The 16,263-nt window shown below is 59.8% G+C and carries 12 protein-coding genes; 5 read left to right on the forward strand and 7 right to left on the reverse strand.

Translation table 11 applies throughout. The features are described 5' to 3' along the window. Positions 1-216 precede the first annotated feature (216 nt). Entirely contained in the window at positions 217-1,614 is a 1,398-nt protein-coding gene (sthA, locus tag D7I37_RS06380; RefSeq protein ID WP_061799721.1) for a Si-specific NAD(P)(+) transhydrogenase, read from the forward strand. Here sthA and oxyR read toward each other — a convergent pair. Next, positions 1,597-2,514, reverse strand: coding sequence for a DNA-binding transcriptional regulator OxyR (oxyR, locus tag D7I37_RS06385; RefSeq protein WP_061799723.1), 918 nt, complete (start codon positions 2,512-2,514; stop codon positions 1,597-1,599). The two genes, sthA and oxyR, sit on opposite strands and share 18 nt — an antisense overlap. 151 nt (positions 2,515-2,665) lie before the next feature. On the opposite strand from oxyR, the gene D7I37_RS06390 reads away from it, so the two are divergent. Together D7I37_RS06390 and D7I37_RS06395 are read left to right on the forward strand one after the other, a co-directional pair. Next, positions 2,666-3,397 (forward strand): glutathione peroxidase, encoded by a 732-nt coding sequence (locus D7I37_RS06390; protein WP_129543469.1) that lies wholly within the window; start codon positions 2,666-2,668, stop codon positions 3,395-3,397. A gap of 76 nt (positions 3,398-3,473) precedes the next feature. Beyond that, the gene (locus D7I37_RS06395; protein WP_095099805.1) at positions 3,474-4,922 is read left to right on the forward strand and encodes a dihydrolipoyl dehydrogenase; all 1,449 of its coding nucleotides are present in this window, start codon (positions 3,474-3,476) and stop codon (positions 4,920-4,922) included. Between the two features lie 65 nt (positions 4,923-4,987). Here D7I37_RS06395 and argH read toward each other — a convergent pair whose 3' ends face one another. The 4 genes from argH to argC form a co-directional block, all read right to left on the reverse strand. Next, positions 4,988-6,361: an argininosuccinate lyase gene (gene argH, locus D7I37_RS06400; RefSeq protein WP_061799729.1), complete on the reverse strand. Its 1,374-nt coding sequence runs from the start codon at positions 6,359-6,361 to the stop codon at positions 4,988-4,990. A 70-nt stretch (positions 6,362-6,431) separates the two neighbouring features. Next, the gene (locus tag D7I37_RS06405; RefSeq protein ID WP_061799731.1) at positions 6,432-7,652 is read right to left on the reverse strand and encodes an argininosuccinate synthase; all 1,221 of its coding nucleotides are present in this window, start codon (positions 7,650-7,652) and stop codon (positions 6,432-6,434) included. A 25-nt stretch (positions 7,653-7,677) separates the two neighbouring features. Then, a complete protein-coding gene (gene argB, locus D7I37_RS06410) occupies positions 7,678-8,451 on the reverse strand; it encodes an acetylglutamate kinase (RefSeq protein ID WP_061799732.1) in 774 nt (257 codons plus the stop codon). Between the two features lie 20 nt (positions 8,452-8,471). After that, positions 8,472-9,476, reverse strand: a complete 1,005-nt coding sequence (gene argC, locus D7I37_RS06415) for an N-acetyl-gamma-glutamyl-phosphate reductase (RefSeq protein WP_061799733.1) — start codon at positions 9,474-9,476, stop codon at positions 8,472-8,474. Between the two features lie 216 nt (positions 9,477-9,692). Between argC and argE the strand changes: the two genes are divergently transcribed. Together argE and ppc are read left to right on the forward strand one after the other, a co-directional pair. Continuing rightward, entirely contained in the window at positions 9,693-10,838 is a 1,146-nt protein-coding gene (gene argE / locus D7I37_RS06420; RefSeq protein ID WP_061799734.1) for an acetylornithine deacetylase, read from the forward strand. 257 nt (positions 10,839-11,095) lie between these two features. After that, positions 11,096-13,732 carry a phosphoenolpyruvate carboxylase gene (ppc, locus tag D7I37_RS06425; protein WP_061799736.1) on the forward strand — a complete coding sequence of 879 codons (2,637 nt, stop codon included), beginning with the start codon at positions 11,096-11,098 and terminating at the stop codon, positions 13,730-13,732. Between the two features lie 99 nt (positions 13,733-13,831). On the opposite strand, the gene D7I37_RS06430 is transcribed toward ppc, so the two are convergent. After that, positions 13,832-15,189, reverse strand: a protein-coding gene (locus D7I37_RS06430; protein ID WP_129543134.1) for an IS3 family transposase whose coding sequence is annotated in 2 segments (ribosomal slippage) — positions 13,832-14,712 and positions 14,712-15,189 — 1,359 coding nt in all. Because the reading frame shifts where the segments join, the coding sequence is not laid out codon by codon here. 89 nt (positions 15,190-15,278) lie between these two features. Then, entirely contained in the window at positions 15,279-16,175 is an 897-nt protein-coding gene (gene metF / locus D7I37_RS06435) for a methylenetetrahydrofolate reductase (RefSeq protein WP_061799737.1), read from the reverse strand. Between the last annotated feature and the right edge of the window lie 88 nt (positions 16,176-16,263).

A 16,263-nucleotide genomic window follows, 5' to 3' on the forward strand; every position in this document is an offset into this window, starting at 1 on the left:
ATGCATATCCAGATAAGTTCCATTCAATCAGTCTAACGCCCTTGAGCCGGCAATATAGCAAATTTTATTGCAACAGCATTTATACTAACGCGCGCAATCACAGTTCCGGCCTGAACCAATTGTGCTTTGGCTCAAAAAGCCTAATGGTGATTGGGCACACAGCGCTATGATGTTAAGATACCGTTGTAATCTTGTATAAAAACAGGTCTCTCCTACATGCAACAGCACTATCAATTTGATGCCATAGTAATTGGCTCGGGCCCTGGTGGTGAAGGTGCCGCTATGGGGCTGGTGAAACAGGGCGCCCGCGTGGCCGTTATCGAACGGTACAACAACGTCGGCGGCGGATGCACCCATTGGGGCACCATCCCATCCAAAGCCCTCCGTCACGCCGTCAGCCGCATTATCGAATTCAACCAGAACCCGCTTTATAACAACTCTCGCACGCTCAGCGCGACTTTCCCTGACATTTTACGCCACGCCGATAACGTCATTAACCAGCAAACCCGCATGCGCCAGGGATTCTACGAGCGCAACCAGTGCAAACTGTTCGCCGGCGATGCGCGCTTTATCGACGCCAACACCGTCAGCGTCAGCTATATGGACGGCACCCAGGACACCATCCGCGCCGACCATATCGTGATCGCCTGCGGTTCGCGCCCTTACCTGCCGGCCAGCGTCGACTTCAATCACCCGCGCATTTACAACAGCGACTCTATCCTCGAGCTGAACCACGAACCGCGCCACGTGATCATTTATGGCGCCGGGGTGATCGGCTGCGAATACGCGTCGATTTTCCGCGGCCTCAACGTCAAGGTGGATCTGATCAACACCCGCGATCGCCTGCTGGCGTTCCTCGATCAGGAAATGTCGGATTCGCTGTCGTATCACTTCTGGAATAACGGCGTGGTGATCCGCCACAACGAAGAGTTCGAGAAGATCGAAGGTACCGAAGACGGCGTGATTGTGCACCTGAAGTCAGGCAAGAAGGTGAAGGCGGACTGCCTGCTGTACGCCAACGGCCGTACCGGCAACACCGACTCGCTGGGGCTGGAAAACGTCGGCCTGGAGTCTGACAGCCGCGGCCTGCTGAAAGTGAACAGCATGTACCAGACCGCACTGTCGCACATTTATGCGGTAGGCGATGTGATCGGCTACCCAAGCCTGGCGTCGGCCGCCTACGATCAGGGCCGAATCGCCGCGCAGGCCATCGCCTCCGGCGAAGCCAGCGGCCACCTGATCGAAGACATCCCGACCGGCATCTACACCATTCCGGAAATCAGCTCCGTCGGCAAAACCGAACAGGAACTGACGGCGATGAAGGTGCCCTACGAAGTGGGCCGTGCCCAGTTCAAGCACCTGGCGCGCGCGCAGATCGCCGGGATGAACGTCGGCAGCCTGAAGATCCTGTTCCATCGCGACACCCTGCAGATCCTCGGGATCCACTGCTTCGGCGAGCGTGCGGCGGAGATCATCCACATCGGCCAGGCGATCATGGAACAGAAGGGCGAAGGCAATACTATCGAGTATTTCGTTAATACCACTTTCAACTATCCGACCATGGCCGAAGCCTACCGGGTGGCGGCGTTGAACGGCTTAAACCGCCTGTTTTAACGCGCCGCCGATGTGGTTCTGCATGTGCTCGCGGATCGCCTCGGCCAATTGCTCATAGCGGCTGCGCAATGGGGAGCCGGGGCGGTACACCAATGCAATGGTGCGCTTCGGTTCCGGCTTGTAGCAGTCCAGGTAGCAAACGCCGTCGCGCTCCCGCTGCGGCGGCACCGCAAGCGTTGGCAGCAGGGTAATGCCGCTGCCGGCCGCGACCATATTGCGCAGCGTTTCCAGACTGGTGGCGCGGAAGTGGGTATCCTCGTCCGCACCGGCCTGGAAGCAAAAGCCCATCGCCTGATCGCGCAGGCAGTGGCCGTCTTCCAGCATCAGCAGCTTCTCGCCCGCCAAATCCGGCATCGCCACGCGTTCGCGCTGCGCCCACGGGTGATCGGAATACACCGCCAGCTTCATCGGTTCGTCAAACAGCGGCACTTCGATAAACGCCTCGGTTTCCTTCACCAGCGCCAGAATGGCGCAGTCCAGCTTGCCGCTGTCGAGCTGCGCCAGCAGCTGATGGGTCTGCGCTTCGTGCAGGTACATTTCCAGCTTGGGAAAGGTTTTGTGCAGCGTCGGGATGATCTGCGGCAGCAGGTAGGGCCCCACGGTCGGGATCAGGCCGATATGCAGCGGCCCGGACATCGCCTCGCCCTGCTGGCTGGCCATTTCCTTCAGGACTTTGACTTCGCGCAGCACGGTACGCGCCTGCTCCACCAGCAGCAGCCCCGCCTGCGTGAACAGCACCTTGCGGCTGGTGCGCTCGAGCAGCATCACGCCCAGTTCATCTTCCAGTTTACGGATCTGCCCGCTGAGCGTGGGTTGGCTGACATGGCATGAATCGGCGGCGCGGCGGAAATGCCGGTGCTCGGCCAAGGCGACCAGGTACTCTAAATCACGAATATTCATTGTTTCCCTCCAAACCATGATAGCTCATGGCGATAGATAAGATAGCAATGAGCGATTAGATCTATCAAGCCCCAGCATCAATAATGTGTCCCAACGAAGCGGCACAACGCTAAAAGCTAAAAATTATTTTTCCTAATTAAGGGGTTAATCAATGTTTACCAGTCAAGAAGGCAAGAAAGTCCCGCAGGTTACTTTCCATACCCGTCAGGGCGACCAATGGATTGATGTAACCACTGATGACCTGTTCAAAGACAAAACCGTCATCGTATTCTCGCTGCCGGGCGCGTTCACGCCGACCTGCTCTTCCAGCCACCTGCCGCGCTACAACGAGCTGTCCAGCGTCTTCAAACAGCACGGCGTCGACGGCATCCTGTGCGTCTCGGTGAACGACACCTTCGTGATGAACGCCTGGAAAGCCGATCAGCACGCGGAAAACATCACCTTCGTGCCGGACGGCAACGGCGAGTTCACCAAAGGCATGAACATGCTGGTCGAAAAAGCGGATCTGGGCTTTGGCCCGCGCTCATGGCGCTATTCAATGCTGGTGCGCAACGGCGTAGTGGAAAAAATGTTCGTCGAGCCGAACCAACCGGGCGATCCGTTTGAAGTGTCCGACGCCGACACCATGCTGAAATACCTGGCGCCGGAATTCAAGGTGCAGGAATCGGTTTCCCTGTTCACCGAACCGGGCTGCCCGTTCTGCGCCAAGGCCAAACAAATGCTGCAAGAGCGCGGCATTCAGTACGAAGAAATCGTGCTGGGCAAAGACGCCACCACCGTCAGCCTGCGCGCCGTCAGCGGCCGCGCCACCGTACCGCAGGTATTCATCGGCGGCCGGCACATCGGCGGCAGCGATGACCTGGAAACGTTCCTGTCAGCCTGATTAACAAGTAATAACTAAGCCAACGTGAACTTTGGCGGGCTCCGGCCCGCCCTTTTTTTACCTTTCAGGAGCGGATATGAAACAGTTGAACGTCGACGTCGCGGTTATCGGCGGCGGCACCGCCGGGCTCGGCGCCTATCGCGCGGCCAAGCTTTCTACCCCCAGCGTGGTGATGATCGAAGGCGGGCCTTACGGCACCACCTGTGCGCGCGTTGGCTGCATGCCGTCCAAACTGCTGATTGCCGCCGCCGAGGCGGTGCATCAAATCGAACGCGCGCCGGGTTTTGGCGTGCACCCCACCGGCAAGACGCGCATCGACGGCCGCGAGGTGATGAGCCGCGTCAAACGCGAACGCGACCGATTTGTCGGCTTCGTGCTGGAAGGGGTGGATGAGATCCCCGCCGGCGACAAGATCCGGGGCTACGCCCGTTTTATCGACGACAACACCCTGCAGGTGGACGAACACACGCGCATCGTGGCCCAGCGCATCGTAATCGCCAGCGGCTCTCGCCCGAGCTGGCCGGCGGCCTGGAACGATCTGGGCGACCGCCTGATCGTCAACGACGACGTTTTCGACTGGGACGATTTGCCGCAGTCCGTCGCGGTGTTTGGCCCCGGCGTGATCGGTCTGGAACTGGGCCAGGCGTTGCACCGCCTCGGCGTGGACACCAAAGTGTTTGGCGTCGGCGGCGCGGTCGGCCCATTGACCGACAGCGCGGTGCGCCACTATGCCGCCAAAACGCTGGGCGAAGAATTTTACCTCGACGCCGACGTTAAGGTGGAGATGATGCAGCGCGAAGGCGACCAGGTGTTTATCCGCTATCGGGATAAACAGGGCCAGCCGCAGGACATCATGGTGGATTACGTGCTGGCGGCGACCGGGCGCCGGCCCAACGTCGATCGCCTGGATCTCGACAACACCCGCCTGCAGCTCGACGCCAAAGGCGTGCCGCTGGCCGATCGCCTGACGATGCAAACCAGCGTGCCGCACATTTTCATCGCCGGCGACGCCAGCAACCAACTGCCGCTGCTGCATGAAGCCAGCGATCAGGCGCGCATCGCCGGCGCCAACGCCGGCAGCTTCCCGGAAATCAACCCGGGCCTGCGGCGCAGCGCCATTTCGGTGGTGTTCTCCGATCCGCAAATCGCCATGGTCGGCTCCACCTTCCGCGAGCTGAGCGAAAAATTCAGCGCCTGCGGCTGCTTCGACGTCGGCGAGGTCTCGTTTGAAAATCAGGGCCGTTCACGGGTGATGCTGCGCAACAAGGGCATTCTGCACGTTTACGGCGAACAGGGCACCGGCCGCTTCCTCGGCGCCGAGATGATGGGGCCGGAGGTCGAGCACATCGCCCACCTGCTGGCCTGGGCGCATCAGCAGCAGATGACCGTCAATCAGATGCTGGACATGCCGTTCTATCATCCGGTCATCGAAGAAGGGCTGCGCACCGCGTTGCGCGATCTGCAGGCCAAGCTCAGGCTCGGCGAGGCCGAAGCGGAACGCTGCCAGCGCTGCCCGGGCGAGTAATCGGCTAAAAAACCAAGGGCGCAGTTCACGGAGTGAACTGCGCCCTTGCCCTCGATTAGCTCAACTCAAGCCAAACGCTGCTTCGCTTCGGCGATCGCCGCGGCGACCTGCTGCGGAGCAACGCCGCCCTTGGCCGCACGCTTGTCCAGACAGGACTGCAGCGCCAAAATCGGGTAGACGTCGTCGCCAATCACCGCGCTGAACTTCTGCAAATCGGCCAGCGGCAACGCTTCCAGCGCCTTGCCCTGACGAATGGCTTCCACCACCGCCTCGCCGACGATATGGTGCGCCTCACGGAACGGCACGCCCTTGGCGACCAGGTAGTCCGCCAGCTCGGTGGAGTTGGCGTAGCCCTGCTCCGCCGCTTCTTTACAGCGCGGACGTTTCACCTGAATGCCGTCCAGCACCAGCGCCGCCATCTGCAGACAGTCCATCCAGGTGTCGAGCGCGTCGAACAGCCCTTCCTTGTCTTCCTGCATATCTTTGTTGTACGCCAGCGGCAGGCCTTTCAACGTCATCATCATGCCGGTCAGCGCACCCTGCACACGGCCGCACTTGCCGCGGATCAGTTCCAGCGCGTCCGGGTTTTTTTTCTGCGGCATCAGCGAAGAGCCGGAGGTCACGCGGTCGGAAAGCTCGACAAAGGCCGCTTCGCCGCTGTTGAAAAAGATCAGGTCTTCGGCAAAGCGCGACAGGTGCACCATGCTGATGGCGGCGTTAGACAGCAGCTCCAGCACGTGGTCGCGGTCGGAAACGCTGTCCAGACTGTTGCGGGTCGCAGAGGCGAAGCCCAGCCAACCGGCCAGCTGATCGCGATCGATAGGATAAGCGGTGCCGGCCAGCGCGCCGCTGCCCAGCGGGCTGACATCCAGACGTTTCAGGGTATCCTGCAGGCGGCTTTCGTCACGGGCCAGCATTTCCACATACGCCAGGCACCAGTGAGCGAAGGTCACCGGCTGCGCGCGCTGCAGGTGAGTGTAACCCGGCATCACCGCGTCCTGATTGGCTTCGGCGGTTTCCACCAGCGCCTGCTGCAGCTGCACGATGGCCTGATGCAGTTCACTGACCTGCAGTTTGCACCACAGCTTCAGGTCGGTCGCCACCTGGTCGTTACGGCTGCGGCCGGTATGCAGTTTTTTGCCCAGGTCGCCGACCTTGTCGATCAGCTTCTGTTCCACCCAGCTGTGGATATCTTCCGCGTCGCTGCTGACGATCGCCAAGGGATCGGCCTGCACTTCTTCCAGCAGCACGCCCAGCGCCTGCTCAAGCCGCTGCTGTTCCTCTTCCGTCAATACGTTGACGGTCACCAGCGCCTTTGACCAGGCCACCGAGCCCACGATGTCCTGTTCCGCCAGGCGATAATCGAAACGCAGCGAATCATTGAGCTGTTTGAACCGCTGATCTGCCGCCTGTGTGAAGCGTCCGCCCCAAAGTGCCATACTTTTACTCCTACATTATGCAAATAAGGGCGCAGCATGCTGCGCCCTTCACCAGCCACGCCAAAGAAGATTACTTGTTCTTTTTCTCGTTCAACGCGCGGATGCGTGAAGACAGCGAGAACAGACGGATAAAGCCGCCCGCGTGGCTGTGATCGTAAACCTCGTCTTCGCCGAAGGTGGCGAACTCTTCGGAGTACAGGCTATTGGCGGATTTTTTCTGGATCGCCGTTACCTGGCCCTTGTACAGCTGCAGCACCACTTCGCCGTTCACCTCTTCGGCCAACGCCTCGGCGGAAGCCTGCAGGGAACGACGCAGCGGCGCGAACCAGCGGCCGTCGTACACCACATAAGACATTTCCAGGCCCAGCTGTTCGCGCCATTTGAAGCTGTCGCGGTCCAGCACCAGCTGCTCAACGCCGCGCAGCGCCGCCACCATGATGGTGCCGCCCGGGGTTTCGTAGCAGCCGCGGGACTTGATGCCCACCAGGCGGTTTTCCACGATGTCGATACGGCCCACGCCGTGTTTGGCGCCCAGCACGTTCAGGGTTTCCAGGCATTTGTAAGGCGACAGCGACTCGCCGTTCACCGCCACCACGCGGCCTTTTTCCACGGTGATGGTCACCTGCTCCGGCTGATCCGGCGCCTCCTGCGGATCGACGGTCCAGACCCAGCAATCTTTGTTCGGTGCGTTCCACGGGCTTTCCAGCACGCCGCCTTCGGTAGAAATGTGCCAGGCGTTCTCGTCGCGGCTGTAGATTTTTTCCAGCGACGCGGTGGTCGGAATGTTGCGCTCTTTCAGGTAATCCAGCAGCGCCTCGCGGGAACGCAGGTTCCACTCACGCCAAGGCGCCACCACTTTCAGCTGCGGCGCCAATGCGGTGTAGGTGGTTTCGAAACGCACCTGGTCGTTGCCTTTACCGGTTGCGCCGTGGCACAGCGCGTCCGCGCCGACCTTCAGCGCCAGCTCAACCTGCGCCTTGGCGATGATGGGACGCGCCATCGAGGTGCCCAGCAGGTAGCTGCCTTCGTACAGTGCGCCGGTTTGCAGCACCGGATACACGTAATCGCGGATAAATTCTTCACGCAGATCCACCACGTGACACTCAGAGGCACCGGACTGCAGGGCTTTTTGCTCCACGCCTTCCAGATCGCTGCGCTCCTGGCCGATGTCCGCCACGAACGCCACCACTTCGCAGCCGCCGTAGTTCTCTTTCAGCCATGGAATGATGGCCGAGGTATCCAGGCCGCCGGAGTACGCCAGAACGATTTTTTTGATGCCTTGGTTTTGCATGGTCTATTCCTTTTTAATTCTATATTTAAGCGAGGATCCGGGTGCCAATCGACACGCCGTTAAACAGAGCGGGAAGCTGATCGGCATGGCGCCAGCTGGCGATATCCACCGGGCGGCCGAGGGTGCGGGCGGCATCAAGCGCCGCATTCACCTTCACCACCATACCATCGGTGATGATGCCCTGGGCAATCAGTTGTTCCGCTTTTTGCGCCGTCATTTCCGCGATGCGCTGCCCTTTGCCGTCAAGGATGCCGCTGACATCCGACAGCAGGATCAAATCCGCACCCAGGGTAGCGGCCAGCGCCGTCGCCGCCTGATCGGCGTTCACATTCATGAGCTGCCCGTCGGCGGTGATGCCGATGGAGCTGATCACCGGCAAATAGCCGGCGCCCAGCAGGGTATTGACCAGCGCCGGCGAACCCGGCTGCGCGTGGCCTACGTGGCCCAACGCCGGGTCGAGTTGCGTTACGGACACGCTGCCGCCGTCCGCCAGGCTCAGGCCGACCGCGTTAATCTGGTGCTTGATGGCCCACGCCAGCAGCGTTTTGTTGGCGGTGCCGGCCAGCGCGCCGGTAATGATGTCGATCTGATCGGCCGGGGTCACCCGCAGGCCGTTCTTCTTCACCACCGGCAGGGACAGCTGTTTCATCAGCTCATCCACCACGCAGCCGCCGCCGTGCACGATAATCAGCGGGCGCTGCTGCTGCTGGCGATAGCTGTCCAGCGCGGTAAACAGACGCTCCAGCGCTTCTTCACTGTCTAATAACACGCCACCTAACTTGATAATTAACGGGTTCATCGCTGTTTACTCACGCTGGTTTAAAGAAGTGACTGGGTTTCAGGGAAACCGAAACGAATATTCAGGCATTGCACCGCCTGAGCGGCTGCGCCTTTCAGCAGATTGTCTTCCGCCGCTACGGCGATCAGGTGCTCGCCCTGTACCGCAAAACCGATGTCGCAGAACGGCGAACCCACCACCGCTTTCAGCGCCGGCACGCCCTGGTCGTACAGCCGCACCAGCGGTTTGTCGTCATAGGCGGCATGATAGGCGGCGGCCACCTCCTGCGCGGTCACGCCGGCTTTCAGACGGCAGGTGATGGTTTCGAGAATACCACGCGGGAAGTTACCCAAATGTGGCGTAAAGATGACCGGCACGCCCAGATGCGCCACGATTTCCGGGTGGTGGCGGTGGTTGAAAATACCGTACGGCTGCAGGCTCACTTCGCAGAAGCTGGTGGTGACGCTGGCCTTGCGCCCGGCGCCGCTGACGCCGCTGGTGGCGTTGATCACCGGCCACTGATCGGGATTCAGCAGCTGCTTTTCAATCAGCGGCTTCAGCGCCAGCTGCGCCGCCGTCGGGTAGCAGCCCGGCACGGCGATCAGCTGCGCCCGTTTGATCCGCTCGCTCTGCCATTCGGCCAGGCCGTACACCGCCTGCTCCAGCAGATCGTCGTGCTGGTGTTCGAAACCGTAGTATTGGCTGTAGAAAGCGGCGTCCCGCACGCGGAAGGCGCCGGAGAGATCAAACACCACGCAGCCCGCCGCCAGAAAGGCCGGCGCGATATCGTGGCTGACTTCATGGGCGGTGGCGAGGAACACCACGTCGATGCCCTTGGCCGCTTCGGCAACGTCCACCAGCGGCCGCAGCGGCAGATCGACGATGCCTTTCAACTGGGGATGCAGATCGGAAAGCAATTTTCCTGCATCTGCACTTTGCGCTGAAACCGCTAAAGCGGTTATGTTCATGTGTGGGTGGCGATTAAGGTAGGCCGTGAGCTCCGCTCCGGCGTAACCGCTGGCACCAACAATCAGCGTATTCAACATGTGGCCGTTCACCTTCTTGACTGACGTGTGGTCGTATTCGACTCAGGTAACAGGGCTCGCCAGCGTTGTTGCGCCGTCCACCCACGAGGTCGAGCGTTGATGTTTTTATAAACATCCGGGTATCGGGTTCCCTTACGCTCCAGCTTATTGTATTTTTATTCAAAATAAATGCATGAATATTGATACTACCCTAACCAAAGGCTGTCAACAGTGAAGATGAAATTACCTCCATTTATTGAGCTGTACCGGGCGTTGATCGCCACTCCGTCGATCAGCGCCACCGACGGCGCCCTCGATCAGAGTAATGAAGCATTAATCAACTTGCTGGCCGAATGGTTTGCCGATTTGGGTTTTCGCGTCGACGTACAGCCGGTGCCGGATACCCGCAACAAGTTCAACCTGCTGGCCAGCATTGGCGAAGGCAGCGGCGGCCTGCTGCTGGCGGGCCATACCGATACCGTGCCCTATGACGAAGGCCGCTGGACGCGCGATCCCTTTACCCTGACCGAACACGACAACAAGCTGTACGGCCTGGGTACCGCCGACATGAAAGGCTTCTTCGCCTTTATTCTCGACGCGGTGCGCGACATCGACGCCGGCAAGCTGACCAAGCCGCTGTACATTCTGGCCACCGCAGATGAAGAAACGACGATGGCCGGCGCACGTTATTTCGCCGCCTCCACCGCCATTCGTCCCGACTTCGCCATCATCGGCGAGCCGACCTCGCTGCAGCCGGTGCGCGCGCACAAGGGCCATATCGCCAACGCCATTCGCATCGTCGGCCAATCCGGCCACTCCAGCGATCCGGCGCGCGGCGTCAACGCCATCGATCTGATGCACGAATCCATCGGCCAACTGATCGAGCTGCGCAAAACGCTGCAGGAACGCTACAACAACCCGGCGTTCGCCGTGCCTTACCCGACCATGAACTTCGGCCATATCAGCGGCGGCGACGCGGCCAACCGCATCTGCGCCTGCTGCGAACTGCATCTGGATATCCGCCCGCTGCCCGGCATGACGCTCGACAACATCAACGAGCTGATGCACCAGGCGCTGGAGCCGGTAAGCCAGCGTTGGCCGGGCCGTTTGACCATCGAAGAGCTGCACGCCTCGGTGCCGGGCTATGAATGCCCGACCGACCACCGCATGGTGGCGGTGATTGAGGAACTGCTGGGCACCCGCACCCAGGTGGTCAACTACTGCACCGAAGCGCCGTTCGTTCAACAGGTGTGCCCGACGCTGGTGCTGGGCCCCGGTTCCATCGATCAGGCGCATCAGCCGGATGAATATATTGATACCGCGTTTATCGAGCCGACGCGCAAACTGTTGGGGCAGCTGGTCGATCATTTTTGCCGGCGCTAAACCTGACAATAAGTAGGGGAATGCCTTATCATTCCCCTACCTCAAAATAAGTATAAACAGGCTGAAATAAGCCAGACTGATAACCGGCGCTCCGTAATTAAATTTCAGAAAATGCGCCGATTTTGATGTTTTTTTGCTAAAAATAGTGTCAATTGACGATTGGACAGGAAAGTGGTGCGATGAAACAGGCGGTCCGCGCCTGACGCGTGAAATTTACTTACAAGATAAAAATCATACAGAATTGGGTCAGGGGTTATATGAACGAACAATATTCGGCAATGCGAAGTAATGTCAGTATGCTCGGCAAATTGCTCGGCGATACCATCAAAGAAGCGCTGGGCGAGCATATTCTCGATCGCGTTGAAACTATCCGTAAGCTTTCCAAATCTTCACGCGCCGGCAACGAAGCGCACCGCCAGGAGCTGCTCTCCACGCTGCAAAACCTGTCCAACGACGAGCTGTTGCCGGTGGCGCGCGCGTTCAGTCAGTTCCTTAATCTGACCAACGTGGCCGAGCAATACCACAGCATTTCCCCCAATGGCGAAGCCGCCAGCAACCCGGAAGCGCTGGCGCAGCTGTTTACCCGGCTGAAAGACAAGAAGCTCAGCACCAAAGAGCTGCAAAACGCCGTGTCCCAGCTTTCCATCGAGCTGGTGTTGACCGCGCACCCAACGGAAATCACCCGCCGCACCCTGATCCACAAGCTGGTGGAGGTCAATACCTGCCTCAGCCAGCTCGACCACAACGACCTGGCCGACTACGAGCGCAACAAGATCATGCGCCGTCTGCGCCAGTTGGTGGCGCAGTCCTGGCACACCGACGAGATCCGCAAGTACCGCCCTTCACCGATTGACGAAGCCAAATGGGGCTTTGCGGTGGTGGAAAACAGCCTGTGGGAGGGCGTGCCGGCCTTTCTGCGCGAGTTCAACGAACAGCTGGAAAACTCCATCGACTACAGCCTGCCGGTAGAAGCGGTGCCGGTGCGCTTCACCTCGTGGATGGGCGGCGATCGCGACGGCAACCCGAACGTGACCGCCGAAATCACCCGCCACGTGCTGCTGCTCAGCCGCTGGAAGGCCTGCGATCTGTTCACCCGCGATATTCAGGTGCTGGTGTCTGAACTGTCGATGACCGAATGCACCCCGGAACTGCGCGCACTCGCCGGCGGCGATGAGGTGCAGGAACCCTATCGCGAGATCATGAAGCAGCTGCGCAGCCAGCTGACCAGCACTCAGGCCTACCTGGAAGGCCGCCTGAAGGGCGAACGCGTCCTGAAGCCGCACGACCTGCTGGTGAGCAACGAACAGCTGTGGGAACCGCTGTACGCCTGCTATCAGTCGCTGCAGGCCTGCGGCATGAGCATCATCGCCAACGGTCAGTTGCTGGATACCCTGCGCCGCGTGCGCTGCTTCGGCGTGCCGCTGGTGCGCATCGACGTGCGTCAGGAAAGCACTCGCCATACCGAAGCCATCGCCGAACTGACCCGCTATCTGGGGTTGGGCGACTATGAAAGCTGGTCGGAAGCCGACAAACAGGCGTTCCTGATCCGCGAACTGAACTCCAAACGCCCGCTGGTGCCGCTGAAATGGGAACCGAGCGCCGATACGCAGGAAGTGCTGGAAACCTGCCGGGTGATCGCCGAAGCGCCGCAGGGTTCGATCGCCGCCTACGTGATTTCGATGGCGCGCACCCCTTCCGACGTGCTGGCGGTGCATCTGCTGCTGAAAGAGGCCGGCTGCCCGTTCGCGCTGCCGGTCGCCCCGCTGTTCGAAACCCTCGACGACCTGAACAACGCCGACGACGTGATGACCCAGTTGCTGAACATCGACTGGTACCGCGGCTTCATTCAGGGCAAGCAGATGGTGATGATCGGCTATTCCGACTCGGCGAAAGACGCCGGCGTGATGGCGGCCTCCTGGGCGCAGTACCGCGCGCAGGACGCGCTGATCAAAACCTGCGAAAAGGCCGGGGTGGCGCTGACGCTGTTCCATGGCCGTGGCGGCTCCATCGGCCGCGGCGGCGCGCCGGCGCATGCGGCGCTGCTGTCGCAGCCGCCGGGCAGCCTGAAAGGCGGCCTGCGCGTCACCGAACAGGGCGAGATGATCCGCTTCAAGTTCGGCCTGCCGGAGGTCACCATCAGCAGCCTGGCGCTGTATGCCGGCGCCATCCTGGAGGCCAACCTGCTGCCGCCGCCGGAGCCGAAGAAAGAGTGGCGCACGCTGATGGACGAACTGTCTGACACCTCGTGCCGGATGTACCGCGGCTACGTGCGCGAGAACCCGGACTTCGTGCCCTACTTCCGCGCCGCCACGCCGGAGCTGGAGCTGGGCAAACTGCCGCTGGGTTCGCGCCCGGCCAAGCGCAAGCCGAACGGCGGCGTAGAAAGCCTGCGCGCCATCCCGTGGATCTTCGCCTGGACGCAGAACCGCCTGATGTTGCCGGCCTGGCTGGGCGCCGGCGCCGGCCTGCAGGAAGCGGTGAAAGCCGGCAAGCAGCACCAGCTGGAAACCATGTGCCGCGACTGGCCGTTCTTCTCCACCCGCATCGCCATGCTGGAAATGGTGTTCGCCAAGGCCGACCTGTGGCTGGCGGAATACTACGATCAGCGCCTGGTGGACAAATCGCTGTGGCCGCTGGGCCAGCAGCTGCGCGATCAGCTGGAAAGCGACATCAAGGTGGTGCTGACCATCGCCAACGACGCGCACCTGATGGAAGACCTGCCGTGGATCGCCGAATCCATCGCGCTGCGCAACGTCTACACCGATCCGCTGAACGTGCTGCAGGCCGAGCTGCTGCACCGCTCGCGCCAGCAAGCGCATCCGGACGCCCGCGTTGAGCAGGCATTGATGGTCACCATCGCCGGCGTCGCCGCCGGGATGCGCAACACCGGCTAGGCCGCACGATACGGCGCCTGCTCACCGGGGGCCGTTTCTTATCAAACAAAAAGGGCGCTGTGGTTATGAACTGACCCCCAGAAGTTGGACGGTGTAAATTCACGCAGCCTTCGAGGCCTGAGTTCGGTATTCCACCGGACTCAGGCCTTTCAGTTTCTGCCTGATGCGATGGTAGTTGTAGTAATCAATGTAGGCGTCTATCTCCTGCGCCAAGTGTTCCACACTATCAAAGCGCTGCAAGTAATACAGCTCCGCTTTCAGATGACCGAAGAAGTTCTCCATTACCGCATTGTCCAGGCAATTTCCCTTGCGAGACATGCTCTGCTTTACCCCGTTAACCCGCAACGCATGCTGGTAAGCCGCCATCTGATAGTGCCAACCCTGGTCACTGTGCAACAGTAACTGCTCACCCGGTTTTATCCTGCACACCGCCTTGTCCAGCATCTTTTTAACCAGCCTAAACTCTGCCCGGCGTGCCACTTCATAAGCGATGATTTCACCGTTGTACAAGTCAAGCACCGGTGATAAATACAGCTTATCCTCACCAACCCGGAACTCCGTTACATCCGTCACCCACTTTTGATTGGGGCACTGAGCGGTAAAATTACGCTGCAGGAGATTGGGAGCCACCTTGCCTGCATTTCCTTTGTATGAACGGTACTTTTTACGGCGAACCGGTGACTTCAGCTGCAACTCTGTCATCAGCTTTTGCACGGTTTTATGATTTAAAACGTATCCTTCCTTTCGCATTGCGCAGGTTACGCGACGATAGCCGTAACGGCCTTTATGTATGTTAAAGACCTCGGTTATCCGTTGTTTAGCCTCACGGTATTTATCCGGCACTCGACTGACTTTACAGCAATAATAATACGTACTGCGCGCCAGCCCACCGGCATGCAACAGCATGTCTAAACGGTGTTTTTGCCTTAATGCCGTGACTATTTTTGCCCTTTCCGCCGTGCCCGGGCATCGTTTTCCTGCATCAAGGCTCTCAACTTTTTTATGTAGTCATTCTGCGCGCGTAAAAACTCGATTTCCTCCCGCATCTCTTCGGGGGTCAGTTCATCCGGCGACTTGCCGGCATGGGGGGTTTTGGGATGCTGATACATTCGGCGACCACGCTGATTCAGGTTGAGGGCTTCGGCCCCATTCTCCTGATAAAGCTTAACCCAGTGTTCCAGCGTCGTGTATGAGGGGATGTCGAATTTGGCGGCGACGCTGGCTAAAGAAAGGGGATTGGCGCGGGCAAACTCGACAACGGCGAGCTTAAATTCGGGCGTGTACTGCCGCTGACGCCCGGATTGTAGCCCTGCCTCACCATGGTGCTGATAGGCGGCAATCCAGCGGCGAAGCTGAACATGAGCAACGGAAAATTTTTTCGCGGTCTGCCTTTGGCTGCCGAACCCGGCGAGATAGTACCGGACCGCCTCGAGCTTGAATGGGAGCGAATATTTCATAAAAACTGCACCTCCGAATGTCAGATGGATATCCAACATTTGGGGTGCAGTTCATTACACAGCGCCCTTTTCACGATCCGTCAATATAATCAGGCGGCCGCCACCGGCCGCACGCCCAGGGTGTGGCAGATCGCATAGCTCATCTCGGCGCGGTTCAGCGTGTAGAAGTGGAAATCCTTCACCCCTTCGCGGCTGAGGATCTTCACCATGTCCATGGCGATATTGGCGCCGACCATCTTGCGGGTTTCCGCATCGTCGTCCAGCCCTGCAAACATGCTGGTCATCCAGCTCGGCACCCGCACGTTGGTCATGGTGGCGAAGCGCTGCAGCTGCTTGAAGTTAGACACCGGCAGAATGCCCGGTACGATTTCCACGTCGATGCCGGCGGCCACGCAGCGGTCACGGAAGCGCAGGTAGCTCTCCACGTCGAAAAAGAACTGGGTGATGGCGCGATTGGCGCCGGCGTCGATTTTACGCTTCAGGTTGATCAGGTCAGCCTGGGCGCTTTTTGCCTCCGGATGCACTTCCGGATAAGCGGCAACCGAGATATCGAAATCACCCACGTCTTTCAGCAACGTCACCAGATCGGTGGCGTACATTTCGGGCTTGCCGCCGCCCGGCGGCAAATCGCCGCGCAGCGCCACGATATGGCGGATGCCGCTGTTCCAGTAATCGGTGGCGATATCGCGCAGCTGCGCCGGGCTGGCGTCGATGCAGGTCAGGTGCGGCGCCGCCTCAAGGCCGGTACGGTCCTTGATCCCCTTGATGATGCTGTGGGTGCGGTCGCGCTCGCCGGAATTGGCGCCGTAGGTCACGGAAACGAATTTGGGTTTGAGGCTGCTCAGACGATCGATCGACTGCCACAAGGTATCTTCCATCTCGCTGGTGCGCGGCGGAAAGAACTCGAATGATACGTTAATCTGGCCGTTTAACTCCGCCAGACTCTGATTCAGCGCTTCCCGCTGGTTTGCGTGGAAAAAACTCATACCCTGCCCGCCTCTTGTCGATCACTGTTTTATTTCATTTTAATAAGCGTCTATACGTTTAGACGTCTAGATAGAAAATGCCGTATGT

It is taken from the genome of Serratia sp. 1D1416 (assembly GCF_003641105.1).
GTDB classification, from domain to species: Bacteria; Pseudomonadota; Gammaproteobacteria; order Enterobacterales; family Enterobacteriaceae; genus Serratia; species Serratia ficaria.

What these genes read in the sequence shown, in the direction of transcription:
- ppc (WP_061799736.1), top strand. Translation starts at nt 11,096, where the DNA reads ATGAACGAACAATATTCGGCAATGCGAAGTAATGTCAGTATGCTCGGC.
- argB (WP_061799732.1), bottom strand. Translation starts at nt 8,451, where the DNA reads ATGAACCCGTTAATTATCAAGTTAGGTGGCGTGTTATTAGACAGTGAA.
- oxyR (WP_061799723.1), bottom strand. Translation starts at nt 2,514, where the DNA reads ATGAATATTCGTGATTTAGAGTACCTGGTCGCCTTGGCCGAGCACCGG.
- sthA (WP_061799721.1), top strand. Translation starts at nt 217, where the DNA reads ATGCAACAGCACTATCAATTTGATGCCATAGTAATTGGCTCGGGCCCT.
- D7I37_RS06395 (WP_095099805.1), top strand. Translation starts at nt 3,474, where the DNA reads ATGAAACAGTTGAACGTCGACGTCGCGGTTATCGGCGGCGGCACCGCC.
- argC (WP_061799733.1), bottom strand. Translation starts at nt 9,476, where the DNA reads ATGTTGAATACGCTGATTGTTGGTGCCAGCGGTTACGCCGGAGCGGAG.
- metF (WP_061799737.1), bottom strand. Translation starts at nt 16,175, where the DNA reads ATGAGTTTTTTCCACGCAAACCAGCGGGAAGCGCTGAATCAGAGTCTG.
- argE (WP_061799734.1), top strand. Translation starts at nt 9,693, where the DNA reads ATGAAATTACCTCCATTTATTGAGCTGTACCGGGCGTTGATCGCCACT.
- argH (WP_061799729.1), bottom strand. Translation starts at nt 6,361, where the DNA reads ATGGCACTTTGGGGCGGACGCTTCACACAGGCGGCAGATCAGCGGTTC.
- D7I37_RS06390 (WP_129543469.1), top strand. Translation starts at nt 2,666, where the DNA reads ATGTTTACCAGTCAAGAAGGCAAGAAAGTCCCGCAGGTTACTTTCCAT.
- D7I37_RS06405 (WP_061799731.1), bottom strand. Translation starts at nt 7,652, where the DNA reads ATGCAAAACCAAGGCATCAAAAAAATCGTTCTGGCGTACTCCGGCGGC.